The following is a 25608-nucleotide window of genomic DNA, read 5'->3' on the forward strand; positions in this document are numbered from 1 at the left end:
CCGCCGATGACGAGCCCCGGATTCCGCCCGACGCACGTCGTTCCGCAGGACGGGCTGCCCGCGTGGGAGTCGCCGGACCCGTCGCGGCCCACCGTGCCCCTGGACGCGCTGCTGCCGGTCGAACTCGTCGACCGGCTCGGTGACTGGGGGCGGGTCGTGTGCGCCAACGGCTGGTCGGCATGGGTGGACGGGCGTCTGCTCATCGCCGTACCGCAGGTACCGCCGGCGGCGACCCGCCCGCTCGCCCGCACGGCCGATCCGCGCCCGCTGCTGGCCCGCGTCGACCAGGCGCTCACCGAGTACCGGCGGGCGGCGGAGGAACTGGCGTCCGGGCGGCTGGAGGCCGAGAGCTTCCGCGCCCGGACGCAGGGCAACCGGATCGGTGTGATCGTCGACGGCGAGTCGATGTGGCTGTACGACGGCGAGCACGAGCGCTGGGTGTACTGCGACGGAACCCGGCTGAGCACGTTCGCGGCCGAGCGCACCCCGTCGAGCACGCGACGCGAGACGACGTACGAGCCCCGGGAACAGGAACCGCCCCGGGAACAGGACCGGACGCCGGAGCGGGACCGGGTGGAGGACGTGGAGGACCGGGGGCGGGAGCAGGACGAGTCGCGCGTTCCGGACCGGACCAAGGTGCGGGATGGCGCGCGGGGACCGGACCCGTCCGGTGGGCCGGGCGACACGAAGGTGCCGGACCGGGCGCAGGAATCGGACCGGGCCCAGGAGCCGGACCGGGCGCAGCGGCCGGACCGGGCGAGGGAGCGCCAGGCGGAGCCGACGCGGATCGTGCGGGAATCCGCCCCCGGCGGACCTCCCGGAGGGCCACCGGGCGTACCCCCCGGCGGACACGAGCCCACCCGCCTGGTCACCTTCGACAGCGACGACAAGGGCGAGGACTGATGCGGGGCGCGCGGCACGAGCGGGGTGACCGCTGATGGACGAGACGTCCGGGCCGGGCACCAGTCCGTTCTCGGGGCGGCCCTCCGAGCTGATCGGACGGCAGATCGCGGGCTACCGGATCGAGCGGGAGATCGGCCGCGGCGGGATGGCCGTCGTCTACCAGGCCAAGGACCTGCGGCTGGACCGCACGGTCGCCCTCAAACTGCTCGCCCCGGAACTCGCCCGCAACGACACCTTCCGCGGCCGCTTCACCCACGAGTCACGGGTCGCCGCCGCGATCGACCACCCGCACATCGTGCCCGTCTTCGAGGCGGGCGAGACGGACGGCGTCCTCTACATCGCCATGCGGTACGTGGCCGGGCGCGACCTGCGTCATCTCCTCGACCGGGAGGGCCCGCTGACGGTCACCGTGGCCGGCCGGATCGGCATCCAGGTCGCCTCCGCGCTCGATGCGGCCCACGACCACGGCCTGGTGCACCGGGACGTGAAGCCCGGCAACATCCTGGTCGCCCAGGGCACCGACAGCGACCACCCCGAGCACGTCTATCTCACCGACTTCGGACTGACGAAGAAGTCCCTGTCCCTGACCGGGTTCACGAGCGTCGGACAGTTCGTCGGCACCCTCGACTACGTGGCGCCCGAACAGATCTCCGGCAAACCGGTGGACGGCCGCTGCGACGTCTACAGCCTCGGCTGTGTCGTCTACGAGACGATGGCCGGCCGTCCGCCCTTCCAGCGCGACGACGACATGGCGCTGCTGTGGGCCCACCAGTACGACCAGCCGCCGGCCCTGACCTCCGTGCGCCCCGACATCCCGGAGGCCGTCGACGCGGTCCTCGCGAAGGCGCTCTCCAAGAGCCCCGACGACCGGTACGACTCGTGCCTGGCCTTCGTCAGCGCGCTGCGGGTCGCCGCGCGCGGCGTCGCGACCGGGAGCGGCACCGCCTCGGCCACGGACGCCGAGGCCGTGCCCGGCGGGCCGGGACCCGTGCCGCAACCGCCGGTCTGGGCCCGCCCGGTGTTCCGCCGCTGAGTCGCCGACCGACGCTCGGCCGTGTGCGTCAGCCGGCCGGGCCGACCTCGCCCCTGCGCCGGACGCCCTTCGCCATCAGGGCGCCCAGGAACCCGGTGACCAGCCCCCACAGCAGGGCCAGACCGAGGGCACCCCACACCTGGGGCTTCAGGAAGAGTTCTCCCTTGAGGCCGCCGCCGATGTCGCCCAGACCGAGGATCGACAGGCCGTAGTTCGCCGAGACCCGGCCGAGCAGGCAGATCATGAGCACGGTCAGCGCCAGCGCGACCGCCATGCGGACGGCGTGCTGCCAGGCCCGCGTCCGGGCCGGTGAACGGGCCGCCATCAGGAACGCGGCCCCGAGCAGCAGGACGGCGTCGACGACCACCAGCCACCAGATCCTGCCGTCGTAGTCCGCGAGCGAGCCGAGGTTCAGCTCGGACACGTCCGGAGTGCGCAGCACCTCGTCGAGCACATGGGGCATGGGCAGCCCGAAGGGGCCGTCCACCCGTCCGTTCCAGGTGGCGCCGAGGCCGATCGTGAACGCGAGCCAGACGACGTTGGGAAGGCCCAGGAGCATCACGGCGAAGGTCTCGGCGGGATGCCCGCGGGTCGCCGCCACCACCAGTCCGATGACCACGCCGAGGCCGACGCACACGAGCAGCAGGACCACCATCGCGTACGCGGCCGGCCGCACCGACTCCTGGAAGCGCAGCAGCCGGGCGGGGAGTGGCGCGCCGCGCGAGACCAGCAGCGCGATCACGAACACGCCCGCGAGCCACAGCACCCCGAAGACCAGGGTCGGAGCCATGGACGCCTTGAAACCCACCTCGGGCGTTGCGCCGAACAGGTCGCCGATGGCGCCGATCGTGCCGTTCCCCAGGTCGATGGTGAAGTTCTGGCGGGCCGCGAGCGCCAGCCCGATCAGCACGAGCAGCCACAGGACGGCGAGCCGTCCGGCCCACCCGGCCAGCTCCTTCGCCCCGGCGACGGCGCGATGGCGCAGCGGCCACAGGAAGCCCGCCCCCAGCACCAGCGCTCCGGTCAGCGTCACGGACAGGGGAGTCACCGTGAGACCTGCCTTCGTCTCCGCGATGGCTCCCGCGTCGCCGGTGAACTCGACGGTCCCGCCGACCGCGGTGACCAGGGTGGCCGCGACCACCCGGGGGAAGGCGTTGTCGGGGAGGTCGTTGGCGCCGGAGGCCCACAGGCCGAGAGCGGCGACCACGACCATGAGGACCAGACCGGCCAGAACGGCCAGGAGGGCCTGGAGCCAGCCGTGACGGGCGGCCGGACGCGCACCGCTGCTGGGGGTCGGCTGGGCGGACGGTGTCGGGGGGCTCACGCTGCCACGCTAAGCAGCACCGACACCGTCCGCCCCTCGGGGAGAGCCGCCCGCGTCGGCTTGCGGGCACCGGCGGACCGGGGCACACAATGGGTTCGTTGTGCAGGAAAGCAGTACATATGCCCCTCTGACGTCCCTGCATCCCTCCAACGGGAGAAGAGCTCGTGAGCGTCGAACAGCCGTCCTCCGGCCGCCCCACCGGCCCGCCTTCGGGCCCGCTGTCGGGCCCGGCGCAGCCGAGCCCGACCCAGCCCGTCAACGTCCCGCCCGCCGGACCGCCGAGCGGTGCGTCCGGCGAGGGAGGCGGCCCCGGAGGGCCGGGGGGCGGCGGTTCGGGAGGGGGCGGCGGAGGCTCGGGTCCCGAGGGGCCCGGCGGTGGCGCCGGCGGACCCGGTGGGCCGGGCGGAGGACCCGAGCGGCCGTGGTGGCGGTCGGCGCCGCGGGTCGCGCTGATCACCGGTGTCGTGGCGGCGGCGGTGATCCTCGGACTGGTCTTCACCAACAACGGCGGCGGGGCCAAGAACGCCAGCAGCGAGGTGTTCGCGCAGCCCGCGAGCAAGTCGGGGCCCGATTCGTTCACCGAGTCGACCGCCAACGACAGTTCCATCGAGTCGGCGACGCCCTCCGCCGCGGCCTCGTCGGCACCGGCCACCCAGGGCGGCACTTACAGCGGCAGCGCGCCGGGTCTCTACGGCGGCACCCGCAACGTGTCGAGCTGCGACGTCGAGAAGCAGATCACCGCGCTGAAGGCGGACCCCGCGAAGAACAAGGCCTTCGCCTCGGTCGAGGGCATCCAACCGAACGCGGTCCCCGCCTATCTGCGTTCCCTGACCCCCGTACAACTGCGCCTGGACACCCGTGTCACCAACCACGGCTACCGCAACGGCGCCCCCACCAGCTATCAGGCGGTCCTCCAGGCAGGCACCGCCGTCCTCGTGGACTCCCGGGGTGTGCCCAGGGTGCGCTGCGCGTGCGGCAACCCGCTGCTCGAACCGGTACCGCAGAAGGGCACCATCAAGACGACCGGCGACCCGTGGCCGTCGTACCGTCCGCAGAACAGCGTGGCCGTCGTGCCGTCGAAGACGGTCATCGACGTGTTCGTCATCTACGACCCCGAGAGCAACGAGTGGATCAAGCGGCACCGGGGGGACGACGTGAAGAAGGACAAGAAGACGCACCCGCCGGTGAGCCCCTCGCCGTCGGTCAGTGACTCGGGCTCCAAGTCCCCGTCGACCTCGACCTCACCGTCGTCCGAGAGTTCCGCCCCGTCCTCGGCCTCCTCCGAACCGTCCTCCTCCGCGCCGTCCTCGGAGGAACCGCCCCCGTCCAGCGAGCCTCCGGCGTCCGAGTCGCAGGCACCGCCCCCGGATTCTGGTTCGGCCTCCGCCGACCTGACGTCGCAGTCGGCGGACGCCTCCGCGGGATCCTCCTGACCCTCGAAGCCGTCACCGTGCCGGGAGCTTCGAGCGGGAGCGGCGTGGACCCTTCGGCGCGTGGCCGCTTCACCGAGAGCGGAACGCCGCTCCCTTCCCGTACGGCCCCGCGCTTCTAGGCTGAAGGGGTGAGCGACCACGTGACGAACGAAGCCCGCGTCATCCCTCTGCGTCCGGCGGCGGCGGAGCCCTCCCGGCCACCGGCCGGGGCCGATGCCCCGGCCCGGGCGCACCGGCCACCGGTCCTCGTGCCGCGCCGGCCACCGGCGGCTCCCGCTCCCTCGGCCAGGGAGCCGTTGTGGCGTGACCTCGTCGGTGACGTCCTGCGGCGCGAGCGACTGGCCCAGGAACGCACGCTCAAGGACGTCGCCGAGGCCGCCAGGATCTCCATGCCGTACCTCTCCGAGGTGGAGCGCGGCCGCAAGGAGGCCTCCTCCGAGGTCCTCGCCGCGGCCGCGCGCGCCCTCGGTCTCGGCCTGACCGAGCTGCTGTCGCTGGCCCAGCGGGAACTGACCCGGCACACCCGGGCCGAGTCCGTCCGCGGCCGCCCGGCGTCGGCCCCGTCCTCGGGCTCGCGGTCCTCGGGCTCGCGCTACGACGGCATGTGCCTCGCCGCCTGACGCCGGCCCGCGCACCGCGCCCTCCCCGGGCGCGGGCCCCCGGGGCCCTGCTGCCCGGCAAGGGCCGGGTTCCGGGCGGGTCGGGGTCAGATCAGGGCGAGCCGGCGGCTCAGGATCTCGTCCGCGAGGCCGTACTCCACCGCTTCCCGCGCGGTGAAGATCTTGTCGCGATCCATGTCCGCGCGCAGCGTGGCGACGTCGTGGTGGGTGTGCCGGGACAGCACCTCCTCGACCTGCGAGCGGATCCGCAGCATCTCCTTGGCCTGGAGACTGAGGTCCGACACCGTGCCCTGACGGCCGCCGCTGGCCGGCTGGCCGAGCAGCACGCGCGCGTGTTCCAGCACGAACCGCCGCCCGGGATCGCCCCCGGCGAGCAGCACCGCCGCCGTGGAGGCCGCCTGCCCGACGCAGAACGTCGAGATCGGCGCCTGGACGAAGGTCATCGTGTCGTAGATGGCCATCAGCGAAGTGAACGATCCCCCGGGTGAGTTGATGTAGATCGCGATCTCGCTCTCCGGGCTCGACGACTCCAGATGGAGGAGTTGCGCGATGACGACGTTGGCGACGCCGTCGTCGATCTCCGTGCCGAGGAAGATGATCCGCTCGGAGAGCAGCCGGCTGAAGACGTCGTACGACCGCTCGCCCTGCGGGGTCCGCTCGACGACGTTCGGGATCGTGTACGTACCCATGTCAGAGCCCCATCCGTCGCCGTGACGCGGCCGGGCGGACGTCGTCGAGCGACTCCACGACCCGGTCCACCATGCCGTACTCCCTGGCCTGTTCCGCCGTGAACCAGCGGTCCCGGTCACCGTCCCTGGAGATCGTCTCCTCGTTCTGGCCGGTGTGCTCCGCGGTGATCCGTTCGATGGCCCGTTTGGTGAACTCGTGGTTCTGCGCCTGGATCTCGATGTCGGCGGTGGTGCCGCCGATGCCCGCGGACGGCTGGTGCATCATGATCCGCGCGTTCGGCAGCGCGAAGCGCTTGCCGCGGGTGCCCACACTGAGCAGGAACTGCCCCATGCTCGCGGCGAACCCCATCGCGAGCGTGGAGACGTCGTTGGGGATCAGCCGCATGGTGTCGTAGATGGCGAGTCCGGCGGTCACCGAACCACCGGGGCTGTTGATGTAGAGGCTGATGTCGGTGCGCGCGTCCTCGGCGGACAGCAGGAGCAGTTGGGCGCACACCCGGTTCGCGGAGACCTCGTCGACCTGGGTGCCCAGGAAGATGATCCGCTGGGCGAGCAACTGCGCGGCCAGATGGTCGTCATAGCGGGTCGCCGGGGTGTCGCCCTCCTCGGCCCACTGGGTGCGGGCCGGATGCCGGCCGGTGATGAGCGGAGTCATGGTTCCTCGTTCCTCCTGGTCGTGACGCGGCGGGCGTCGCCGCTCACTCCACTCTCTGCCCGGTCCCACCGCCGGAACGGATTTCTCGGCCCGTGGCAGATTCGCCGTCGGCAGAGCCGCGCCCCCGTGCCGCTCCTCAGCCGGCGGCGCGGAGTTGGCGGAAGAACGCCCGGATGTCCCCGACCAGCAGGTCCGGCTCCTCCATCGCGGCGAAGTGGCCGCCCCGGTCGAACTCGGTCCAGCGGACGACGGTGTCGGCGCGCTCCGCGACATGGCGCAGCGCGACGAAGTTCTCCTCGGGGAAGACGGCGAGCGCCGTCGGTGCGGTCGACGGCTCGGGCGGTGAGCCCCAATAAGCGGCGTGCGCGCGCTCGTAGTAGATCCGGGCGGAGGAACCCGCCGTGCCGGTCAGCCAGTACAGCATCACGTTGGTCAGCAGGAGGTCCCGGTCGACGGCGTCCTCCGGGCACTCCCGCGAGTCCGTCCACCGCATGAACTTCTCGGCGATCCAGGCGAGTTGACCGACCGGTGAGTCCGTGAGGGCGTACGCGAGCGTCTGCGGCCGGGTGGCCTGGATCGCCGCGTACCCCGCTTCCTCGCGGTTCCACTCCTGGCCGCGGCGCCAGGAGCGGAGGGTGCGCTCGCGCTCGTACGGGCTCAGCGCGGCCAGTTCCCCGGCGGTCGGCTCGGTGACGGCGGACGATCCGGGCAGCAGGTTGAGATGGACGCCGGTCACCCGGTCGGGGTGGGCCCGCCCGAGCTCGCGCGAGACGGCCCCGCCCCAGTCGCCGCCCTGCGCGCCGTAGCGCCGGTAGCCGAGGCGGTCCATCAGCGTGGCGAACGCGGCGGCCACCCGGGTGAACTCCCAGCCGGTGTCCCGTGTCGGTCCCGAGAGCCCGAAGCCCGGGATGCTCGGCACGACCAGGTGAAAGGCGTCCGCCGGATCGCCGCCGTGCGCGCGGGGATCGGTCAGCGGCCCCACGACATCGGTGAATTCGACGATGGACCCGGGCCAGCCGTGCGTCATGATCAACGGGGTCGCCCCGGGCTCCGGCGAGCGGATGTGCGCGAAGTGCACGCGTGCGCCGTCGATCTCGGTGGTGAACTGCGGCCATGTGTTGAGGCGCTTCTCGGCCGCACGCCAGTCGTAGGCGTGCCGCCAGTGGTGGACGAGATCCTGGAGGTAGGCCTTCGGGACTCCGTAGGCCCAGCCCACTCCGGGCAGTTCGTCGGGCCAGCGGGTGGCGTCGAGGCGACGGTGCAGGTCGTCCAGGTCGCGCTGCGGGAAGTCGACACGGAACGGATGGACGCCGGGGGATTCGGTGGGATTCATGTCCGCGGATGCTAACTCCGTGCCGGGCACGCCGGGCACGGGTTTTCCGCGGGGCAGGGGCGGCTCCGGCCGGCCGGGGGTGGGGTCGTGCGCGCGCGGCCGATGAGTTTTCGGACGAGGATCGGTCGACAGAGGTGACGACGATTTCCCGCCCGAGGAGGTACACATGCCCGCCGACGGTTTCACCACCTGTCTGTGGTTCGACGGCCAGGCCGAGGAGGCCGCGCACTACTACGTCTCGACGTTCAAGCACTCCCGGCTCGGCAGGGTCGGCCGCTACACCGAGGCCGGGCCCGGGACGCCCGGTTCCGTGCTGGCCGTCGAGTTCGTGGCCAACGGCCAGAAGTTCGTCGCGGTCAACGGAGGCCCGCAGTTCACGTTCGACGAGGCGATCTCGTTCCAGGTCCACTGCTACGGCCAGGAGGAGGTGGACCACTACTGGAACAAGTTCGTCGAGGACGGCGGCGAGCCGGGTCCCTGCGGCTGGCTGAAGGACAAGTACGGACTGTCCTGGCAGATCGTCCCGGACGGCCTGATCGAGCTGCTCGGCGACGCGGACACGGAGAAGGCCGCCCGTACGGCCCAGGCGATGTACAAGATGACCAAGCTGGACATGGCGGCCCTGGAACGGGCGCACGCGGGGGAGTGACACGACCGGCACCCTGGGCCGCTGCAGCTGCAGCTGCCGCTGCCGCTGCCGTTGCCGCTGCCGTTGCCGTTGCCGCTGCCGTTGCCGTCCTCCGGCCGGGACAGGGAGCCTGTCCCGGCCGACCGGAGGCGTCAGGCCGGGCGGACGACCCGTGCAGGCGGCCGGGGTGTCTCAGCCCGGATGGCCGCGCGGATGGATCCGGGCCGCCAGCACCGCCACGTCGTCCTCCGCGTGCCGGGCGTCGAGCGCGACCAGCACCTCGTCGAGCAGGTCGTCGACGCCGGCGCCCGGTGGCAGCCGCAGCGCGGCCAGCCGTGCCAGTGACGCGTCGATGTCCTCGTCGCGGCGCTCGACGAGCCCGTCGGTGAACATCACCAGGGTGTCGTCCGGGGCCAGCCTGCGGACCACCTGCTGGTAGCCACCCACCCCCGTGCCCAGCGGCGGCCCCACGGGCAGCGGCAGCAGTTCGCCCGAGCCGTCACCGGCGAACACCACCGGGGGCAGATGCCCGGCACCCGCGATCACCGCGATCCCGCGCGCGGGATCGACCCGTACGAGCAGACAGGTGGCCGGGCGCCGGCTGCCGTCCTCGGCGACCGCGGTGTCCAGCCGGCGCAGCACCCGGTGGGGCGGAAGGTCCGTTGAGGCGACGTAGCGCAGCATCGCGCGGTACGCGTTCATGTCCACCGCGGCGTCCAAGCCGTGCCCCATCACGTCGCCGACGACCAGCAGGGTGCGCCCGAAGTGCAGCCGTACGGTCTCGAACCAGTCCCCGCCGACCAGGGAACCGCCGCCCGCGGGGAGATAGCGGGTGGCGAGATCGAGGTTCGGGTGCGGCCGGCCCGGTGCGGCGAGCAGCGCCCGCTGGAGGTCCAGGACCGTGCCGCGCAGGGACGCGTGCTCGCGGGAGTGGCCGAGGTGCACGGCCGCGAGCCGCGCCGCGTGGTGGGCCCCCGAGATGTCGGCACCGGTGAAGGGCGCGCCCTGCCGGACGGCGAGCAGCACCCCGTACAGACGTCCGTGCGCGAGGAGGGGGACGGCCATGACCTGGCGGGGCGTCCGGCCGGACAGGTCGATCGAGGCGGCGATCGGACGGCCCTCGTCGAGCGCCCGGACAGACAGCGGGCGCGGACCCTCCGACGGGGTGAGCAGCCGGGTGCGGCCGGCCTCGGCCACCCGGGTGAGCTCCGGGTCCGCGGTGCGGCGGCCGGCCGCCACGTCCTTGGGCAGCAGGTCCACCGCCGCGGTCTCGCAGAAGTGCCGGCACATGAACGCGGCGAGTTCCTCGCAGGTCATGCCTTCGTCGAGCGTCGTGCCGATCGACTCGACGGCGTCCTCCGAGGCGTCGGACGGCGCCCCCGCACCCGCCGTCCCGCCATCGCCCCGGCCCGCCATCGCACCTCCACCGCAGCACCCCCTGCTTCCATCCACGCACGCGGTCGTCGCGCCCGCACGCTCAGTCGCGCGGCGGGCTGTCGTTCACCAGCACCGCCGCGCCGTCGAAACGGCCCGCCTTGAGGTCCCGCAGCGCCCGCGGCGCTTCCGCCAGGGGATAGGCGTGCGTCGTCGCGCGGATGCCGTGGCGGGCCGCGAGTGCCAGGAACTCCCTGCCGTCCTCCCGCGTGTTGGCGGTGACGCTGCGCAGTTCCTTCTCCTGGAACAGGTCGCTCTCGTAGCGCAGCGGCGGGATGTCGCTCAGATGGATGCCGGCGACGGACAGGACGCCGCCCCGGTCGAGTGCCCGCAGGGCGACCGGCACCAGCTCACCGGCCGGTGCGAAGAGGATCGCGCCGTCCAGGGGCTCGGGCGGCTCGTCGTACGCCCCGCCGGCCGACGCGGCCCCGAGGTCGAGCGCGAGCCGTCGGGCGGCCGGATCGCGGGTCAGTACGTGCACGGTGGCGCCCTCGGCGAGCGCGAGCTGCGCGCAGAGGTGGGCGCTGCCGCCGAAGCCGTACAGGCCGAGCCGCCCGCCCGGCGGCAGCGCGGCCCGGCGCAGGGCCCGGTAGCCGATGATGCCCGCGCACAGCAGCGGGGCCAGGGCGACGTCGTCCACGCCGTCGGGCAGCCGGTAGGCGAAGGCGGCCGGCACGGTCGTGTACTCCGCGTAACCGCCGTCGGCGTCCCAACCGGTGTACTCGGACGCCGGGCAGAGGTTCTCGGACCCGCGCAGGCAGTACCCGCAGGTGCCGTCCGTACGGCGCAGCCAGGCGACCCCGACCCGGTCGCCCGGGTCGAAGCCGCTCACCGCGCCGCCGGTCGCCGCCACCACGCCGACGACCTCGTGGCCCGGTGTCACCCCGGGGCGGTGCACGGGCAGGTCGCCCTCGGTGACGTGCAGGTCGGTGCGGCACACCCCGCAGGCGCGCACGTGGACCAGGAGCTCGTCGGGGCCGGGCACCGGCACCGGTCGCTCGGCCAGGCGCAGCGGCTCCCCCTCGACCGGCCCCGGCCGGACCACTTCCCACGCCCGCATCATCCCGTGCCCCGTCCTGTCGGCGGCCGGACCGGCCCGCCTCCAGTGTCGTGCAGGGCCCGTGCTTCGGCGCGCGGCCCCGGTGAAGGCTGGCTAGCGTGAACAGCGCAATCGTTCACCGAACAGGAGAAGGTCGGGTCATGGCCGTACAGCCTGAAGGAACGCCCTGCTGGGCGGACGCGATGTTCAGCGATGTCGAAGGGGCCAAGAGCTTCTACGGGGACGTGCTCGGCTGGACGTTCGGCGAGTCGTCCTCCGAGTACGGGAACTACACGCAGGCGTACTCCGGCGGCAAGGCGGTGGCCGCCGTCGTGCCGCCGATGCCGGGGCAGGAGGGCCAGTCCGCCTGGTGTCTGTACTTCGCCTCGCCCGACGCCGCGGCGACCGCCGAGAAGATCAGGAGCGAGGGCGGCGAGGTGCTGATGGAGCCGATGCAGGTCGGCGAGTTCGGCACGATGGCGCTGGCCCGGGACCCCGGCGGGGCCGTGTTCGGCGTCTGGCAGGCGGGCGTCCACGAGGGCTTCGAGTCGATCGGCGAGCCCGGCTCGTACGCCTGGGCCGAGGTCTTCACCCGTGAGCCGGAGAAGTCCGACACGTTCTTCCCGGCCGTCTTCCCCTTCACTGCCCAGCAGGTTCAGGACGACGCCGTCGACTTCCGCGTCTTCAACGTCGACGGGAAGCCGGTGCTGGGCCGGATGAGGATGACGGACGACTTCCCGCCCGAGGTCCCGTCGTACGTCAACGTCTACTTCGCCGTCGAGAACTGCGACGAGGCGGTGTCCAAGGCGACCGCGCGCGGTGCGGTCCTGCGCTTCGGGCCGATGGACAGCCCCTTCGGCCGGTTCGCCGCGCTGAGCGACCCCCAGGGCGCCTCGTTCTCCGTCATCGACATGAAGGCGGCCCAGGGCGAGATGCCCGGGATGACGGACGTGTCCTGACGCTCGTCCGTGGCCCCCACCCCGCCGGTGACCGGCGGGGTGGTCGTTCTGCGCGCCACTCCGTGCGCGGGGTGCTCGCCCGGGCGTGGCATGATCGGGGTCATGCCTGAACGCGTTGTTGCCGCCTGTGACGGGGCTTCGAAGGGAAACCCGGGACCCGCCGGATGGGCCTGGGTCGTCGCCGACGGGGACGAGACCCCGGCCCGCTGGGAGGCGGGACCGCTGGGCACGGCGACCAACAACGTCGCCGAACTGACCGCGCTGGAACGCCTGTTGACGGCCGTGGCCGCCGATGTGCCGCTGGAGATCCGGATGGACTCCCAGTACGCGATGAAGGCCGTCACGACCTGGCTGCCGGGCTGGAAGCGCAAGGGCTGGAAGACGGCCGCGGGCAAGCCCGTCGCCAACCAGGAACTCGTCGCCCGGATCGACGAACTGCTCACCGGCCGCTCGGTGGAGTTCCGTTACGTTCCCGCCCACCAGGTCGACGGCGACCGCCTGAACGACTTCGCCGACCGGGCCGCCAGCCAGGCCGCGGTGGTGCAGCAGCCCGCGGGCAGCGACCTCGGGTCCCCGGAGCCGCCCGCCTCCCCCGACACCCCGGCCGCCTCGGGCGCCGCCCGCCGCCGCCCCGCGGCCAAGGCGTCCCGGCCGGCCACGTCGAGCCGCACGATCAAGGCCAAGTTCAACGGCCGTTGCGTGTGCGGCCGTTCCTACGCGGCGGGCGAGCCCATCGCCAAGAACGCGCAGGGCTGGGGTCACCCGGAGTGCCGGAGCGAGGCGCAGGGCGGAGCCTGACCCGGCACCGTTTCCCGCGCCGCGAACGCGTCCAGGCGCCCGCGCCGCGACCGTACTCCATGGCCGAACGCCATCACGCGTCGTCACCGCTGTCGCTGATGCCGTTGTGCTCGAAGGACGAGGCCGCACACCCGGTCATCGAGCCGCGGTGGCATCCTTGATCGCGCCGGTGCGGACCGGAAGGCCGAGCAGGCCGCGGGATCGCATCGAGGGCCTCCACCGCAGTTCGCCCGGCGGCACGTCGAGCGCCAGGTCGGGGAAGCGGTCGAGGAGCGCGGACAGCGCGATGTCGGTTTCCATGCGGGCCAGCGGAGCGCCGAGGCAGTAGTGGATGCCGTGGCCGAGGGCGAGGTGACCGGTGGCGTCGCGGCCGATGTCGAAGCGGTCGGGGTCGGTGAAGCGGTGCGGGTCCCGATGAGCGGCGGCGAGGGACAGCAGGATGGTCTCGCCCGCGGGAACGGTCACGCCGCCGATGGTGACGTCCTCGGTCGGGAACCGGCGGATGGCCAGAGGCATCGGGCCGTCGTACCGGGCCAGTTCCTCCACCGCCGCGCCGATGCGCGTGGGATCGGCCCGTAGCTCGGCGAGCTGGTCGGGGTGGCGGAGCAGGGTCAGGACCGCGTTCCCGATGAGATGAACGGTGTTCTCGTACCCGGCGAACAGGATGAGGAAGGCCAAGGACATCAACTCGTCCTCGCTCAGCCGGTCCTCCTCGTCGTGTACGGCGATCAGCGCGGAGAGCAGGTCGTCGGTCGGAGCGGCTCGCTTGTCGGCGATGAGCCGGGTGAGGAACGACAGCATGCTGCCGACCGCTTCCTTGGCGAGGGACGGCCGTGTGGGATCGGGAGCGACGAGCGTGTCGGTCCATGAACGGAAGTCGAGCCGGTCGGCCGGGCCGATGCCGAGCAGGTCGCAGATCACGGTGATCGGCAGCGGCGCGGCGTACGAGGCGATCAGGTCCACGCGTTCCGCCGTGGCGACCGCGTCCAGCAACTGGTCGGCGGTGCGCCGGATCGGCTCGCGCAGCCGCTCGATCCGACGCGGGGTGAAGGCCCGGGTCACCAGGCGCCTGATGCGGGTGTGGTCCGGTGGGTCCATGTTGAGCAGGTTCGCGTCCAGCGCCGGGGGTAAGGCCATGCCCCGGTAGCCGCCGGGCGCGGCGTTGTGCTTGTCCAAGGACAGCCGCGGGTCGGCGAGAGCCTCGCGTACGTCGTCATAGCGGGTCACCAGCCAGGCAGGCAGCGCGTCCGTCCCGGTGATCCGGTGAACGGGCCCGGCCTGGCGGAGCCGTGCGTACACGGTGTACGGATCGCGGGCGAGTCCCGCGGGGTCGACAGGAGCGTGGGAAGCGGAGGTTGTATGGGTCATGTCCCGACCCTACTGATCGGTGCCCCGCGCCGAGCGGCGGCAACGGGCGCGCCCGTGCGAGCCGGCCCTCCAGGAGGTCCGGCGGTCACGGGCGCGGCCGGGATCAGACGGTGTCGAACGTGTAGAACGCGGAGTGGTCGAGCAGGTCGGCCGGCCGGGTGTCGTTCCACGGCTTCATGGTCTCGCCGAGGTCGACGACGTTCGGGGTGTCCTTGAGCGGGAGATAGCCGGAGCCCGGGTGCCGGCGCTGCCACTGGGCCCACAGCCTGTCTATGAAGGCGTGATGGAGCCAGAACACCGGATCGTTGGGCGATACGCCGGTGCCCATCTGGCCGCCCACCCACACGTGCACCCGGTTGTGGAGGTTGACGCCCCGCCAGCCTTCGAGGTGGTTGCGGAAGCCGTCCGAGGCGCTGTTCCAGGGGGCCATGTCGTACGTCGTCATCGCGAGCACGGAGTCCACCTCGGCGCGGGTGGGCAGTTCCCGCACCCCGGCGCCCAGCGACCTGCGCAGGTAGGTGCGGGTGTCGACACGGACGTTGATCGGCCAGTTGCCCGCGGAGGCGGCGAACGGGCCGTCCATCACCCGGCCGTCCAGGCTGCGCCCGGTGCCGCCGAGGAAGTCCGGGGCCCACAGGGAGGCCCGCGTGGTGCGGTCGGTGCTCCAGTCCCAGTAGGGCAGCGCCACCGAGGGGTCGACGGCCTGCAGGGCCCGCTCGAACTCCAGCAGGAATCTGCGGTGCCATGGCAGGAACGACGGTGAACGGTGGCCCGTCCGCTCGCCGTTGTCGGTGTCACCGAGGATGAAGGCGTTGTGCGTCGTGACGAAGGTGTCGTACGTGCCGCTGCGCTTGAGCTGCAGCAGCGCGTCGACGAATCGCCGCTTCTCGTCGGCGGTCAGGCTCGCCTGGTTCTTTCGTACGGTCATGTGCGGGACTCCACGATCTGCTTGCGGGGTGGTTCAGTTGGCGGCGAAGGGCACGAGCGGGGCGCCCTGCAGCTCCACGACGGCGGCGCGGGCCGCGTCGCGCGGGGTGGGTACGGGGTCGTAGTGGCTGACGACGCTGATCCAGCTCCCGTCGGCGTTGCTCATCACGTGCAGTTCCACGCCGTCGATGAACACGCCGAAGCCGCCGCCGTGATGGTGTCCGCCCCCGGTGACCGGGCGGCCCTGTATGCGGCGTCCGCGGAAGACCTCGTCGAAGGGTTCCGGGCCGCCGTGGTGGTGCTCGCCCATGGACTCCCGTGCGGCGGCGGGGCCTTTCGGTGAGGCGGACGCCGAGGGTGCGGCGAGGGCCTGGGCGCCCGCGCCCGCGGCGAGTGCGGCGGCGGCGCCGAGGGCGCGGCGGCGAGTGAGCTCCGGCATGCGGAGACCTCCTGTGATCTGCGGTGTCGATGACCCGATATGCCTATCGGGTCGTCAAACAACGGGAGAAATCGCCGAATGTCGGTTGGCTGCGATCCGGACAATCATGGATATGTCATACAGAGTTGAACAAAGATGATCTTGCTGTCCGGAGTGCCCGCGGCATACCCGCCGACGGAAATCCTCCGGCGGAAGGGGCTCGCGTCGATGATCTTGCGGTCGCGGCCGTCCGTCCGTGGCGCGGCTCACGCCCGCGATCTGGCGCGAAGTGCGGGCGTCATGCCCCTGCTACGCTTCGTGACCAATCGACCGCATTGTGCAACATAGGGGAGTGCGCGTGAAGATCGCGTGCGTCGGTGGCGGACCCGCAAGCCTGTACTTCTCGATCCTGATGAAGCTCCAGGACCCGTCCCATGACATCACCGTCCACGAGAAGAACCCGGCCGGATCGACGTACGGCTGGGGTGTGACCTACTGGGCGGGTCTGCTCGACAAACTGCGCGAGGGCGACCCGGCGTCCGCGCTCGCCGTCAGCGAGAACTCGGTGAGCTGGAGCGACGGCGTCGCCCATGTCGGCGCCCGCACGACCGTGGCTCCGGGGGACGAGGGATTCGGCATCGGCCGCCGCCGGATGCTCGACCTGCTCGCGGAGCGGGCCCGCTCCCTGGGGGTCCGCGTCGAGTACGAGAGCGAGATCGCGCCCGACGAACTGCCCGAAGCCGATCTCGTCGTCGCCGGGGACGGGGTCAACAGCGCGCTGCGCGAGCGTCACGCCGGCCACTTCGGCAGCGAGATCAGCCACGGGCGCAACCACTACATCTGGCTCGGCACGACGAAGGTCTTCGACGCCTTCACCTTCTCCTTCGTGGAGAGTGACCACGGCTGGATCTGGTGCTACGCGTACCGCTTCGGCGACGACCGGAGCACCCTGGTCATCGAGTGCTCCCCGGAGACCTGGACCGGCCTCGGGCTCGACGGCGCCGGCGAGGCCGAGGGTCTCGCGCTGCTGGAGAAGCTCTTCGCGGACCTGCTGGACGGGCACCGGCTGATGGGCCGCGAGCGGTCCGACGGCGCGGCCCGGTGGCTCACCTTCCGCACCCTGACCAACCGGACCTGGCACCGGGGCAATCTCGTCCTCCTCGGCGACGCCGCCCACACCACGCACTACTCGATCGGCGCCGGCACCACCCTCGCCCTGGAGGACGCCATCTCCCTGGCCCGAGCGCTGCGCGAGCACGCGGACCTCGAGACCGCCCTCACCCGCTACGGACGCGAGCGCAGGTCCGAACTCCTGTCCGTGCAGAGCGCGGCCCGCCACAGCGCACAGTGGTACGAAAACCTGCCGCGCTACATCGGCCTTCCCCCGGCGCAGATGTTCGCCCTGCTCGGGCAGCGGCACTCGCCGCTGCTCCCGTACGTCCCGCCCCAGCTCTACTACCGGATCGACCGCGCGGCCGGCCGCCTGGAGGCGCTGCGCCGCTTCAAGCGCTGGCTCGGACCCCGGGTCGCCCGCGGCGTGCAGGCCCGCGCGCAGCGCTAGGGCCTGTCGTCCAGAAGGGGATCCCACTTGGGGTGAATGACAATTCACCGGTAAGGTGAATTGTCATTCACCTCGCTTTTCCATGCCTACTTCTGGAGTGCCGATGGCGGCCCTGCGCGAGCGGCTCGCGATCCCTGTCCTGGCGTTCGGCGGGATCCTCATGGCCGTCATGCAGACGGTCGTCGTCCCGCTGCTGCCCGACCTGCCCCGGCTGACCGGCGCCTCGGCGGGAGCGGTCTCCTGGATGGTGACCGCGACCCTGCTCGCCGGAGCGGTGCTGACCCCGGTCCTCGGCCGCGCGGGCGACATGTACGGCAAGCGGCGCGTGCTGCTCATGGCCCTCGGGATGATGACGGTCGGCTCGCTGATGTGCGCGCTCACCTCGGACATCGGTGTCCTGATCGTGGCGCGGGCGCTGCAGGGCGCGGCCGCCGCCGTCGTGCCGCTGTCGATCAGCATCCTGCGCGACGAACTGCCGCCGGAGCGCACGGGCTCCGCCGTCGCGCTGATGAGCTCCACCGTCGGCATCGGCGCCGCCCTCGGCCTGCCGCTGGCCGCTCTCGTGGTGCAGTACGCCAACTGGCACGTCATGTTCTGGGCGACGACCGCGCTCGGCGCCTTCGGGACGGCACTGGCCTGGTGGGCGGTGCGCGAGTCGCCCGTGCGCGAGCCGGGCCGCTTCGACACCGTGGGCGCCTTGGGCCTGGCCGCCGGGCTGGTGTGTCTGCTGCTCGCCGTGTCCCAGGGCGGCACCTGGGGCTGGACCAGCCCCAGGATCCTCGCCCTGTTCGCCGGCTGCGCGGCGATCCTCGCGCTGTGGTGGCGCCAGCAGCTCCGCGCCGAACGCCCCCTCGTCGACCTGAAACTGGCCGCCCGGCCGCGCGTCGCGCTGCCGCACATCGCGGCCCTGCTGACCGGCTTCTCCTTCTACGGCAACTCGCTGGTCACGGCGCAGCTCGTGCAGGCGCCCACGGCCACCGGTTACGGACTCGGCCTCTCGATCGTGGCGACCGGTCTGTGTCTGCTGCCCGGCGGCGTGACGATGCTGTTCCTGTCGCCCGTCTCGGCGCGCATATCGGCGGCCCGCGGTCCCCGGATCACCCTGGCCCTCGGCACGGCGATCATCGCCTCCGGCTACGTCCTGCGGATCGCCGACAGCCGCGACCTGTGGGCGATCATCCTGGGTGCCACGGTCTGCTCGATCGGCACGACCTTCGCCTACTCCGCCCTGCCCACCCTGATCCTGCGCGCCGTGCCCGCCGGGCAGACCGCGTCCGCCAACGGCGTCAACGTCCTGATGCGCACCATCGGGCAGGCCGTGTGCAGTGCCGCCGTGGCCGCCGTGCTCGTCCACCACACGAGTCTCGTCGCGGGCGCCCCGGTGCCGACCCTGCACGGCTATCTGCTGGCCTTCGCCATGGCGGGTACCGTCGCACTGGTGGCCTGTGCCGCCGCGCTGTCGATACCCACCGACCCCGCCTCCCGCGAGACCCCGCGAACCGGCCGCCGTACCGGCGCGTCCCGCGACGAGGCACTCGAAGGAGCCTGAGCACCGTGACCACCCCGCACTCCGGTCTCACGGCGTCCCCGTCCGCCCCCGAGCCCGGGGAGCGGCCGGACGCCCCCGCTCCCCGCCGTGACGCCGAGGCCAGCAAGGCGGCGATCCTGCGGGCGGCCCGGTATCTGCTGGCGCGCCACGCGCACGCGGACATCACGCTCAAGGCGGTCGCCGACCGGGCCGGGGTGAGCGCGCCGCTGATCCTCAAGTACTTCGGCAACAAGGACGCGCTGTTCGCCCGGGTCATGTCCTTCGAGTCCGACGCCGACGCCCTGCTGGACGCCCCGCTGGAGGAGCTGGGCCGGCACATGGTCCGCCATGTGCTGGAAGGCCAGACCCAGCGCGGCGCCGACCCCGTCCTGCGGATCGTCTTCGCCCCGCTCCAGGGGGAGCAGGGCGAGATACTCCGGGCCAACTTCCGCGCCCAGGTCAGCGAACGCCTCGCCGGGCGGCTGAGCGGGCGGGACGCGGGCCTGCGCGCCGAGCTCGCCGTGAGCACACTGCTCGGCCTCGGGGTGATGTACGGGATCGCGCGGGGCTCGCACCTGCGCGCCACCTCGGTCGACGCCATCGTCGACCGGTACGCGCCCGCCGTGCAGGCACAGCTCGCGCCGTGAGCCGGCGGGTCCGGCGGGAGTCCGGCGGGTCCGGCTGGTCTGGTGAGTCCGGCGGTTCGGTGAGTTCGGTGGGTCCGGGTCCGGCAGGTTCGGTGGGCTCCGGCGGCTCCGGCGGTCTGGTGAGTTCGGCGGGTCTGGCAGGTTTGGCTGGTCCGGTGATTCCGGCGCGTCCGGTGGGACTGCGGGAAGGGCCGCCCGGCCCGGTTCACCCGCGGGGCGTGGCGGCGGCCGCGCCGCTCAGTTCACCCCGTCCGGGCGGAACTGCACGCTGATCCGGGGCCCCGCTGCGCGCGCCGTCTTGGGGATCGCGTGCTCCCAGGTGCGCTGGCAGGAGCCGCCCATCACGATGAGGTCGCCGTGGCCGAGCGGGCGCCGGACCGTCTCCCCGCCGCCCCGCGGCCGCAGCAGGAGATCCCGCGGGGCGCCCACGGACACGATGGCGACCATCGTGTCCTCGCGGGCGCCCCGCCCGATCCTGTCCCCGTGCCAGGCCACGCTGTCCCGGCCGTCCCGGTAGTAGCAGAGGCCCGCCGTGGTGAACGCCTCGCCCAGTTCCCCGGCGTAGTGCGCCGAGAGCGCGTCCCGGGCCTCGTCCAGGACCGGGTGCGGCAGCGGATCGTCCGCGCGGAAGTACGCGAGCAGCCGGGGCACGTCCACCACCTGCTCGTACATCTGGCGCCGTTCGGCCCGCCAGGAGACCTCGGCGGCGAGGTGGCCGAAGAGCTCGTCGGCCCCGCTCAGCCAGCCGGGCAGCAGGTCGATCCAGGCCCCCGCGCCCAGCGTGGTGCGCCGCAGCCCGTCCAGCGGGCCGAGGCGGAGTTTGTCGGTCTGGTCGAAGAGCGAGCCCTGGAGATGCGTGGCCATGAGGCCAGCGTACTCCGTAATCGAATGGATGTTCCATTGTCCGGCTGGGTGTCCGTGGTCACCAGGGGACGGGGCCCGACGCGTCGAAGAAGCCGCCGGTCGGTCCGTCCGGGCCGATCAGCGCCATGCGCACGATGATCTCGGCGCCCTCCTCCACGGTCTGGAACCCCGTGTTGCCGTTGAGGTCGGTCGCGGTGAAGCCCGGCTCCACGGCGTTGACGCGGATCCCGGGGAACGCCTTCGCGTACTGCACGGTGATGGTGTTGACGGCGGTCTTGGACGCGGGATAGGCGACACCGGGGTAGGCGTGGGCCGGGCCGCCGGGGTCGGTGATCCGGGCCAGCGAGGCCAGGCCGCTGCTGAGATTGACGACGACCGGGGAGGCCGAACGCCCGAGCAGGGGCAGGAAGGCGTGGAGGACCCGGACGACACCGAAGACGTTCGTCTCGAACAGCTCGCGCATCATGTCGGCGGTCACCTCCGCCGCGCCGATCACGCTGTTCCCCGCGCCGCGCCCCTCGATGCCCGCGTTGTTGATCAGGACGTCCAGCCCGCCCTCGGCCTCGACGGTCTTGGCGGCGGCCGCCACGGACGCGTCGTCGGTGACGTCGATGACGACCGGGCGCGCCCCGAGCTCGGCGGCCGCGCGCCGTCCGCGTTCCGGGTCCCGGCTGCCCAGGTAGACGGTGTGGCCCTCCGCGACGAGCCGGCGGGCCGTCTCGTAGCCGAGGCCCTTGTTCGCTCCGGTGATGAGTGTTGTGGTCATGCGTCCACCCTCCGGCGGATCGGGGCCGACAGCCAGGAGTCCGGTCTTCCTGGGACCGGCGGTACCAGGCGCGTTCGGCCGGGTGGGTGCACAGTGGGTGGCATGGCGAACACGGAGTTCGGGCGTACGGTACGACGCTGGCGTGACCGCGTCACGCCGGAGGCCGTCGGCCTGCCCGGAGGCGGCAACCGGCGCGCGGCCGGCCTGCGTCGCGAGGAGCTGGCCCTGCTCGCCGGCATCTCGGTCGACTACGTCACGCGTCTCGAGCAGGGGCGGGCGGCTCATCCCTCGGAGCAGGTCGTCGAGGCGCTGGGCCGGGCGCTGCGCCTGTCCGGGGCCGAACGCGAGCACCTCTTCCAGGTGGCCGGACTGGTGCCGCCGGGACGAGGCATGGTGCCTGCCCACATCACCCCGGGCGTCCACCGGATGCTCGACCGGCTGAGCGGGACGCCCGTGGCGGTGTACGACGCGGCCTGGACCCTGCTGCTGGCCAACCCGCTGTACGCGGCCCTCCTCGGTGACCCCTCCGGGTGGAGCGGCAATGAACGCAACGGTGTGTGGCGCAACTTCGTCGGGCCGGGCAGCCGGGTGCGGCACACCCCGCGCGAGCGGCGCGCCTTCGAGGCGACGCTCGTCGCCGACCTGCGCGCCACGGCGAGCCGGTACCCGACGGACCGGCGTCTGGGGCAGTTGATCGAGGAACTGTGCGAGAACAGCGTGCGCTTCGCGGAACTGTGGGAGTCCGGGGCCGTCGCCCGCCACGACGCGTCCCGCAAGACCGTCGACCACCCCCAGGTCGGCGCCGTGACGCTGGACTGCGATGTGCTGAGCGTCGCGGGCAGCGACCTGAGGATCATGGTCTACACCGCCGAGCCCGGGACGGAGGACGCCGAACGTGTCGCCCTCCTCGGCGTTCTCGGGACGCAGGCCCTCGTCGAGTGATCCGCCGATGCCCCGTGGCTACGACCCCCGGTGCTCGGCCAGTACTTCGCGGATCACGTGCGCGGCGTTGCCCGCGATCACCGGGTTCGTGTGGCGGTAGTACGGGAGTTGGACGAGTGCCATGGACAGGGCCCAGCCACGGCCGCGCGCCCAGCCGGGGTCGTCGGCGCCGGCCGCGTCCCGGAAGGCGGGCCGCGCCGCGGCGGGCAGGAGGTTCCAGGCCGGGATGAAGTCGCAGGCCGGATCACCGGTGCCGAAGGTGCCGAAGTCGAGGACGGCGGCGAGGCGGCCCCCGCGGACCAGGAGGTTCATCGGCATCAGGTCCGAGTGCAGCCAGCGCGGCGGGCCCGTCCAGGCGGGTGCCGCCAGCGCCTCCTCCCACGCCGCCGTCGCGGCCCCGGTATCGATGTGGCCGTGGAGGTCGTCGATCGCCGAGCGTGTCTCGGCGTCCACCGCCGTCAGCGGGGTGCCCCGGTAGGCGCCCGGCCCGCCGGGCAGCTCGATCCCGCGCAGAGCGGTGACGAACGCCCCCAGATCGACGCCCAGTTGATGCGGGTCGGTCAGGGCGTCGGGTGCCGGGGTGTCGCCGTCGAGCCAGCGCAGCACGGACCAGTGCCACGGGTAGTCGGCGGTCGGGGTGCCGAGGCCGAGGATCTCGGGGACCGGGAACGGGAGCATCGGCGCGAGCCGCGGGAGCCAGGCGTGCTCCTTGACGGCGTCGTCGGCGCCGCCCGGCACGCGCGGGAGGCGCACGGCCATGTCGTCGCCGAGACGGTAGAGGGCGTTGACGGTGCCGGCCGACCGCACGGGTTTCAGGGGCAGTCGGGCCCACCGCGGGAACTGTCCGGCCAGCAGACGCCGTACGAGCGCGGCACCGATCCGGGTCTCGTCGGCGTGCATCGGCGCTGTGGGCAAAAGGGGCCTGCTTTCCTCGGAGAAGCGCTGCTCGTCGCCATCCTGTGAGCCATCCGGACCGCCGTGCAACGCGTTTTGACGCCGCCAGGCAACCTTCCCGACGCGATCGCCGTCTTGATCGGCAACGGGCGCGTGGCAAGCGGTCCCTCCTGAAGGTCACTTCACGGGCGGAAACCGGGCGCACTATACCCCTTGCGTATACATGCCGTGTATACGCCACGTGTATAGCTGGATCGCCGCACGTCACCGCCTTGAACGAGTCGACAACAGCAGCGCCATCGGGCCGGGCCCGAGACGGGACGGACGGTGGCGGACGGAAAGGCACTCATGTACGGCAAAGCCTTCGCCCCGGAGTACCAGGGCGCCCTGACCACCCTGTCGGTGAACTCCTCGCTGACCGACGTCCTCGCGGCGGGCACCGAGCAACTGCGCGCCGCCGAACGGGCCGGCGCTCGCGCGGAGGCCGCCCGGTCGGGCCTCGCGGTCGCCGAGGCGCACCGCCGGCTCGGGCAGGTGGCGGACGCCGAGCGGGCGTGGAAGGCGAGTTACCGCACCGCGCGGGAGGCCGGGGACGGCGCTGCGATGGCGTGGGCGCTGTGGAGCGGTGGCACCCTGGCCCGCCAGCGCGGGGCGTTCCCGCTCGCGTGGCGGCTGCTGCGGCTGGCCGCGGAACTCGGCGGCCGGGCGGGGGATGTCGTGGTGCGCGGCTACTCGCTGGCCGGAATGGCGGAGACCGGCCGCATCCAGGGCGACTACGCGGCCGTGACCGAGCTGCACGAGCAGTTGCTGGCCGAGGCCCGCAAGCGCGGCGAGGCCCGGCACACCGTGTGGGCCCTGGAGGGCATCGCCCAGATCCACCGCAACACCGGCTCGTACGACACCGCTTACGCGATGTTCGAGGAGGCGGCCGCGATAGCCGCCGGAGCCGAGGACCGGCGGGGCCACGCCTGGGCGCTGCGGGGACTCGCGGACATCGTCTCCGTGCGGGACGGGGAGACCGACCGCGCGCTCGGTCTGCTCGGCGAGGCCGAGGTCTCCTGCCGTGCGATGAAGCTGTCCGGTGCGCTCGCCTACAACCACAAGATGCGCGGCAACGTCCTCTACCGGGCCGGGCGTTACGAGCAGGCCCGCGACGTGTACGCGGGCGCGCTCGCGGAGTTCGAGACGATGGGCGAGCCGCGCGGCACCGCCCTGTCCCGCCTCGGGCTGGTCAAGTCCCTCGCCCGTCTCGGCCGCGACCGGGCCGAAACCGCCGCCGAACTCGACGAGTTGGCCGTGACCCTGGAGGGCATCGGGCTGCGGCACGCCCATCGGATGGTCGAACAAGCCCGGACAGAGCTCGGATTGACGGCCGGGACCGGCGAGACGGAGGCCGCGTGATGACGACCCCGGCCCTCCACCTGGTGCCCGCCCCTGCGCCGGCCGGCGCGCCCGCCCCGGCGGCCCCGCACCCCTCGTCGCCGCCCGCCGCCGCTCAGGTGCTGAGCCGCTGCCGTGAACTCGTCGCCCCCGCGCTGGGGGAGGCGATCGGCACCTTGCACCCCTGGGTGGCGGAGATGGCCCGGTACGCGCTGGGCCGCTGCGAGGTCGGCGGCGCCCCCGCCGACCATGACCAGGGCAAAGGGGTACGACAGGCGCTGGCTGTCCTCGGGGCGGAAACCGTCTCCGGACCGGCCGGCGCCGGTGTGCCTGCGGCCGTCGCGGTGGAGCTCGTGCACGTCTTCTCGCTGCTCCACGACGACATCATGGACGGTGACGCGCTGCGCCGTGGCCGCCCGGCGGTGTGGAAGGCGTACGGCACCGGCCCCGCCGTCCTCGCGGGTGACGCGCTGTTCGCCCTGGCCGTCGAGACCATGGCTCTCACTCCCCAAGCCGGTTCCGCCGTAAGGCAGTTGACCACCGCGCTCGGCGACCTGGTGCGTGGCCAGGCCGACGACCTGCTGTTCGCCGACCGGCCCTGGACCGGACCCGGGGCGGTCGGGGTGGGGGAGTACGAGGTGATGGCGGAGCGCAAGACCGGTGCCCTGCTCGGCTGCGCCCTGGCGCTCGGCGCCCGGCTGGCCGGAGCACCGGACGGGACCGTGACCGTCCTGGACCGCGCCGGACGCCATCTCGGCGTCGCGTTCCAGATCGCCGACGACGTCCTCGGCATCTGGGGTGATCCCTCGGTCACCGGCAAGCCGGTGCACAGCGATCTGCGGCAGGGGAAGAAGACGCTGCCCGTGCTCGCGGCGCTCGGCGGAGCCGGGTACGGCGAACTCGACGACCTCCTCTCGGCCCCGGACTCCCTGGACGCGTCCGGAGTCCGCCGTGCGACGGCCCTCGTCGAGCGGGCCGGGGGCCGCGCGGCCGCGGTGCGCGCGGCGCGCCGCCGGCTCGCCGCGGCGGACGCGCTCCTCGCCGGACTGCCGCTCGCCCAGGGGCCCGCGGCGGAACTCCGCACCCTGCTGTCCGCGCTCGCCGACCGCAGGGTCTGAGCCGTCGCCGGCCCCGCCCCCGTCCCGACCGCCGCCCCCGTCCCGACCGCCGCCCCTGTCCCGACCGCCGGATCCGCCTGGCCCGTCGCTCCCACCGGGCCGTCGGTGCCACCGGGCCCTCGGTTCTGCCCGGCCCAGTGCTCCGCCCATCCCTCGGTGCCACCGGGCCGCCGATCCCACCGGGCCGTCGGCGCCACCGGGCCGTCGGTTCTGCCCGGCCACTGGTCCACCCGGCCGTCGGTTCAGCTCCGCCCTCGCTTCCACCCGGCCCACTGGTCCGCCCTCGGGCTGCGGTTCCGCCCAGGGCATCGGTCCGACCTCGGATCCCGGTCCCGCCCGAGCCTGGG

25 protein-coding genes are annotated in these 25608 nt (G+C 73.0%); 13 read left to right on the plus strand and 12 right to left on the minus strand.

Going from position 1 to position 25608, the window contains the following annotated elements; all coding sequences use genetic code 11:
- Positions 1-6: 6 nt before the first annotated feature.
- Complete coding sequence (locus tag ACFRIC_RS35770) at positions 7-903, plus strand: hypothetical protein (RefSeq protein ID WP_382794968.1); 897 nt, start codon at positions 7-9, stop codon at positions 901-903.
- 34 nt (positions 904-937) lie between these two features.
- Positions 938-1936: a serine/threonine-protein kinase gene (locus tag ACFRIC_RS35775; protein WP_382794971.1), complete on the plus strand. Its 999-nt coding sequence runs from the start codon at positions 938-940 to the stop codon at positions 1934-1936.
- A gap of 28 nt (positions 1937-1964) precedes the next feature.
- On the opposite strand, the gene ACFRIC_RS35780 is transcribed toward ACFRIC_RS35775, so the two are convergent.
- Positions 1965-3260: a streptophobe family protein gene (locus ACFRIC_RS35780; RefSeq protein ID WP_382794972.1), complete on the minus strand. Its 1296-nt coding sequence runs from the start codon at positions 3258-3260 to the stop codon at positions 1965-1967.
- Between the two features lie 164 nt (positions 3261-3424).
- Here ACFRIC_RS35780 and ACFRIC_RS35785 point away from each other — a divergent pair, with 164 nt between their 5' ends.
- Both ACFRIC_RS35785 and ACFRIC_RS35790 read left to right on the plus strand, forming a co-directional pair.
- Positions 3425-4693 (plus strand): DUF6777 domain-containing protein, encoded by a 1269-nt coding sequence (locus ACFRIC_RS35785; protein ID WP_382794974.1) that lies wholly within the window; start codon positions 3425-3427, stop codon positions 4691-4693.
- Positions 4694-4821: 128 nt separating this feature from the next.
- Complete coding sequence (locus tag ACFRIC_RS35790; RefSeq protein WP_382794977.1) at positions 4822-5313, plus strand: helix-turn-helix domain-containing protein; 492 nt, start codon at positions 4822-4824, stop codon at positions 5311-5313.
- 86 nt (positions 5314-5399) lie between these two features.
- On the opposite strand, the gene ACFRIC_RS35795 is transcribed toward ACFRIC_RS35790, so the two are convergent.
- From ACFRIC_RS35795 to ACFRIC_RS35805, 3 genes are all read right to left on the minus strand, one after another.
- The gene (locus ACFRIC_RS35795) at positions 5400-6002 is read right to left on the minus strand and encodes a ClpP family protease (RefSeq protein WP_382794979.1); all 603 of its coding nucleotides are present in this window, start codon (positions 6000-6002) and stop codon (positions 5400-5402) included.
- 1 nt (position 6003) lies between these two features.
- On the minus strand, positions 6004-6657 hold the full coding sequence (locus ACFRIC_RS35800) for an ATP-dependent Clp protease proteolytic subunit (protein ID WP_382794982.1): 654 nt from the start codon (positions 6655-6657) through the stop codon (positions 6004-6006).
- A 136-nt stretch (positions 6658-6793) separates the two neighbouring features.
- Complete coding sequence (locus ACFRIC_RS35805; RefSeq protein WP_382794984.1) at positions 6794-7990, minus strand: epoxide hydrolase family protein; 1197 nt, start codon at positions 7988-7990, stop codon at positions 6794-6796.
- A 166-nt stretch (positions 7991-8156) separates the two neighbouring features.
- On the opposite strand from ACFRIC_RS35805, the gene ACFRIC_RS35810 reads away from it, so the two are divergent.
- The gene (locus ACFRIC_RS35810) at positions 8157-8639 is read left to right on the plus strand and encodes a VOC family protein (protein ID WP_382794987.1); all 483 of its coding nucleotides are present in this window, start codon (positions 8157-8159) and stop codon (positions 8637-8639) included.
- A 171-nt stretch (positions 8640-8810) separates the two neighbouring features.
- On the opposite strand, the gene ACFRIC_RS35815 is transcribed toward ACFRIC_RS35810, so the two are convergent.
- Complete coding sequence (locus ACFRIC_RS35815; protein ID WP_382794990.1) at positions 8811-10034, minus strand: PP2C family protein-serine/threonine phosphatase; 1224 nt, start codon at positions 10032-10034, stop codon at positions 8811-8813.
- Positions 10035-10095: 61 nt separating this feature from the next.
- Complete coding sequence (locus ACFRIC_RS35820; RefSeq protein WP_382795113.1) at positions 10096-11112, minus strand: zinc-binding alcohol dehydrogenase family protein; 1017 nt, start codon at positions 11110-11112, stop codon at positions 10096-10098.
- Between the two features lie 140 nt (positions 11113-11252).
- On the opposite strand from ACFRIC_RS35820, the gene ACFRIC_RS35825 reads away from it, so the two are divergent.
- Together ACFRIC_RS35825 and ACFRIC_RS35830 are read left to right on the plus strand one after the other, a co-directional pair.
- Entirely contained in the window at positions 11253-12050 is a 798-nt protein-coding gene (locus ACFRIC_RS35825) for a VOC family protein (RefSeq protein ID WP_382794993.1), read from the plus strand.
- A gap of 90 nt (positions 12051-12140) precedes the next feature.
- Positions 12141-12848 carry a ribonuclease H gene (locus tag ACFRIC_RS35830; protein WP_382794995.1) on the plus strand — a complete coding sequence of 236 codons (708 nt, stop codon included), beginning with the start codon at positions 12141-12143 and terminating at the stop codon, positions 12846-12848.
- Between the two features lie 135 nt (positions 12849-12983).
- On the opposite strand, the gene ACFRIC_RS35835 is transcribed toward ACFRIC_RS35830, so the two are convergent.
- The 3 genes from ACFRIC_RS35835 to ACFRIC_RS35845 form a co-directional block, all read right to left on the minus strand.
- The gene (locus tag ACFRIC_RS35835) at positions 12984-14216 is read right to left on the minus strand and encodes a cytochrome P450 (protein ID WP_382794998.1); all 1233 of its coding nucleotides are present in this window, start codon (positions 14214-14216) and stop codon (positions 12984-12986) included.
- A 103-nt stretch (positions 14217-14319) separates the two neighbouring features.
- Positions 14320-15144 (minus strand): tyrosinase family protein, encoded by an 825-nt coding sequence (locus ACFRIC_RS35840; protein ID WP_382795000.1) that lies wholly within the window; start codon positions 15142-15144, stop codon positions 14320-14322.
- A gap of 33 nt (positions 15145-15177) precedes the next feature.
- Entirely contained in the window at positions 15178-15582 is a 405-nt protein-coding gene (locus tag ACFRIC_RS35845) for a tyrosinase cofactor (protein ID WP_382795003.1), read from the minus strand.
- Between the two features lie 337 nt (positions 15583-15919).
- Between ACFRIC_RS35845 and ACFRIC_RS35850 the strand changes: the two genes are divergently transcribed.
- From ACFRIC_RS35850 to ACFRIC_RS35860, 3 genes are all read left to right on the plus strand, one after another.
- The gene (locus tag ACFRIC_RS35850) at positions 15920-17122 is read left to right on the plus strand and encodes an FAD-dependent monooxygenase (protein ID WP_382795005.1); all 1203 of its coding nucleotides are present in this window, start codon (positions 15920-15922) and stop codon (positions 17120-17122) included.
- A gap of 82 nt (positions 17123-17204) precedes the next feature.
- Positions 17205-18671 carry an MFS transporter gene (locus ACFRIC_RS35855; RefSeq protein WP_382795008.1) on the plus strand — a complete coding sequence of 489 codons (1467 nt, stop codon included), beginning with the start codon at positions 17205-17207 and terminating at the stop codon, positions 18669-18671.
- Entirely contained in the window at positions 18668-19297 is a 630-nt protein-coding gene (locus tag ACFRIC_RS35860) for a TetR family transcriptional regulator (protein WP_382795116.1), read from the plus strand. Before ACFRIC_RS35855 ends, ACFRIC_RS35860 begins: the two co-directional genes overlap by 4 nt.
- A 237-nt stretch (positions 19298-19534) precedes the next feature.
- Here ACFRIC_RS35860 and ACFRIC_RS35865 read toward each other — a convergent pair whose 3' ends face one another.
- Positions 19535-20161 carry an alpha-ketoglutarate-dependent dioxygenase AlkB gene (locus ACFRIC_RS35865; protein WP_382795012.1) on the minus strand — a complete coding sequence of 209 codons (627 nt, stop codon included), beginning with the start codon at positions 20159-20161 and terminating at the stop codon, positions 19535-19537.
- A 58-nt stretch (positions 20162-20219) separates the two neighbouring features.
- Positions 20220-20927 carry an SDR family oxidoreductase gene (locus ACFRIC_RS35870; protein WP_382795015.1) on the minus strand — a complete coding sequence of 236 codons (708 nt, stop codon included), beginning with the start codon at positions 20925-20927 and terminating at the stop codon, positions 20220-20222.
- A 102-nt stretch (positions 20928-21029) separates the two neighbouring features.
- Here ACFRIC_RS35870 and ACFRIC_RS35875 point away from each other — a divergent pair, with 102 nt between their 5' ends.
- Positions 21030-21869, plus strand: coding sequence for a helix-turn-helix transcriptional regulator (locus ACFRIC_RS35875; protein ID WP_382795018.1), 840 nt, complete (start codon positions 21030-21032; stop codon positions 21867-21869).
- An 18-nt stretch (positions 21870-21887) separates the two neighbouring features.
- Here ACFRIC_RS35875 and ACFRIC_RS35880 read toward each other — a convergent pair whose 3' ends face one another.
- On the minus strand, positions 21888-22769 hold the full coding sequence (locus ACFRIC_RS35880; protein ID WP_382795118.1) for an aminoglycoside phosphotransferase family protein: 882 nt from the start codon (positions 22767-22769) through the stop codon (positions 21888-21890).
- Between the two features lie 342 nt (positions 22770-23111).
- On the opposite strand from ACFRIC_RS35880, the gene ACFRIC_RS35885 reads away from it, so the two are divergent.
- On the plus strand, positions 23112-24164 hold the full coding sequence (locus tag ACFRIC_RS35885; protein ID WP_382795021.1) for a tetratricopeptide repeat protein: 1053 nt from the start codon (positions 23112-23114) through the stop codon (positions 24162-24164).
- On the plus strand, positions 24164-25261 hold the full coding sequence (locus ACFRIC_RS35890; protein WP_382795024.1) for a polyprenyl synthetase family protein: 1098 nt from the start codon (positions 24164-24166) through the stop codon (positions 25259-25261). The genes ACFRIC_RS35885 and ACFRIC_RS35890 overlap by 1 nt, the downstream gene beginning before the upstream one ends.
- Positions 25262-25608 lie beyond the last annotated feature (347 nt).

The sequence above is a fragment of the Streptomyces sp. NPDC056738 genome (assembly GCF_042790435.1).
Lineage (GTDB): Bacteria > Actinomycetota > Actinomycetes > Streptomycetales > Streptomycetaceae > Streptomyces.

Coding starts and splice junctions, on each gene's coding strand:
- ACFRIC_RS35770 (WP_382794968.1), top strand. CDS start 7: ATGACGAGCCCCGGATTCCGCCCGACGCACGTCGTTCCGCAGGACGGG.
- ACFRIC_RS35775 (WP_382794971.1), top strand. CDS start 938: ATGGACGAGACGTCCGGGCCGGGCACCAGTCCGTTCTCGGGGCGGCCC.
- ACFRIC_RS35795 (WP_382794979.1), bottom strand. CDS start 6,002: ATGGGTACGTACACGATCCCGAACGTCGTCGAGCGGACCCCGCAGGGC.
- ACFRIC_RS35800 (WP_382794982.1), bottom strand. CDS start 6,657: ATGACTCCGCTCATCACCGGCCGGCATCCGGCCCGCACCCAGTGGGCC.
- ACFRIC_RS35805 (WP_382794984.1), bottom strand. CDS start 7,990: ATGAATCCCACCGAATCCCCCGGCGTCCATCCGTTCCGTGTCGACTTC.
- ACFRIC_RS35810 (WP_382794987.1), top strand. CDS start 8,157: ATGCCCGCCGACGGTTTCACCACCTGTCTGTGGTTCGACGGCCAGGCC.
- ACFRIC_RS35815 (WP_382794990.1), bottom strand. CDS start 10,034: ATGGCGGGCCGGGGCGATGGCGGGACGGCGGGTGCGGGGGCGCCGTCC.
- ACFRIC_RS35820 (WP_382795113.1), bottom strand. CDS start 11,112: ATGCGGGCGTGGGAAGTGGTCCGGCCGGGGCCGGTCGAGGGGGAGCCG.
- ACFRIC_RS35825 (WP_382794993.1), top strand. CDS start 11,253: ATGGCCGTACAGCCTGAAGGAACGCCCTGCTGGGCGGACGCGATGTTC.
- ACFRIC_RS35830 (WP_382794995.1), top strand. CDS start 12,141: ATGATCGGGGTCATGCCTGAACGCGTTGTTGCCGCCTGTGACGGGGCT.
- ACFRIC_RS35835 (WP_382794998.1), bottom strand. CDS start 14,216: ATGACCCATACAACCTCCGCTTCCCACGCTCCTGTCGACCCCGCGGGA.
- ACFRIC_RS35840 (WP_382795000.1), bottom strand. CDS start 15,144: ATGACCGTACGAAAGAACCAGGCGAGCCTGACCGCCGACGAGAAGCGG.
- ACFRIC_RS35845 (WP_382795003.1), bottom strand. CDS start 15,582: ATGCCGGAGCTCACTCGCCGCCGCGCCCTCGGCGCCGCCGCCGCACTC.
- ACFRIC_RS35855 (WP_382795008.1), top strand. CDS start 17,205: ATGCCTACTTCTGGAGTGCCGATGGCGGCCCTGCGCGAGCGGCTCGCG.
- ACFRIC_RS35865 (WP_382795012.1), bottom strand. CDS start 20,161: ATGGCCACGCATCTCCAGGGCTCGCTCTTCGACCAGACCGACAAACTC.
- ACFRIC_RS35870 (WP_382795015.1), bottom strand. CDS start 20,927: ATGACCACAACACTCATCACCGGAGCGAACAAGGGCCTCGGCTACGAG.
- ACFRIC_RS35875 (WP_382795018.1), top strand. CDS start 21,030: ATGGCGAACACGGAGTTCGGGCGTACGGTACGACGCTGGCGTGACCGC.
- ACFRIC_RS35880 (WP_382795118.1), bottom strand. CDS start 22,769: ATGCACGCCGACGAGACCCGGATCGGTGCCGCGCTCGTACGGCGTCTG.
- ACFRIC_RS35885 (WP_382795021.1), top strand. CDS start 23,112: ATGTACGGCAAAGCCTTCGCCCCGGAGTACCAGGGCGCCCTGACCACC.
- ACFRIC_RS35890 (WP_382795024.1), top strand. CDS start 24,164: ATGACGACCCCGGCCCTCCACCTGGTGCCCGCCCCTGCGCCGGCCGGC.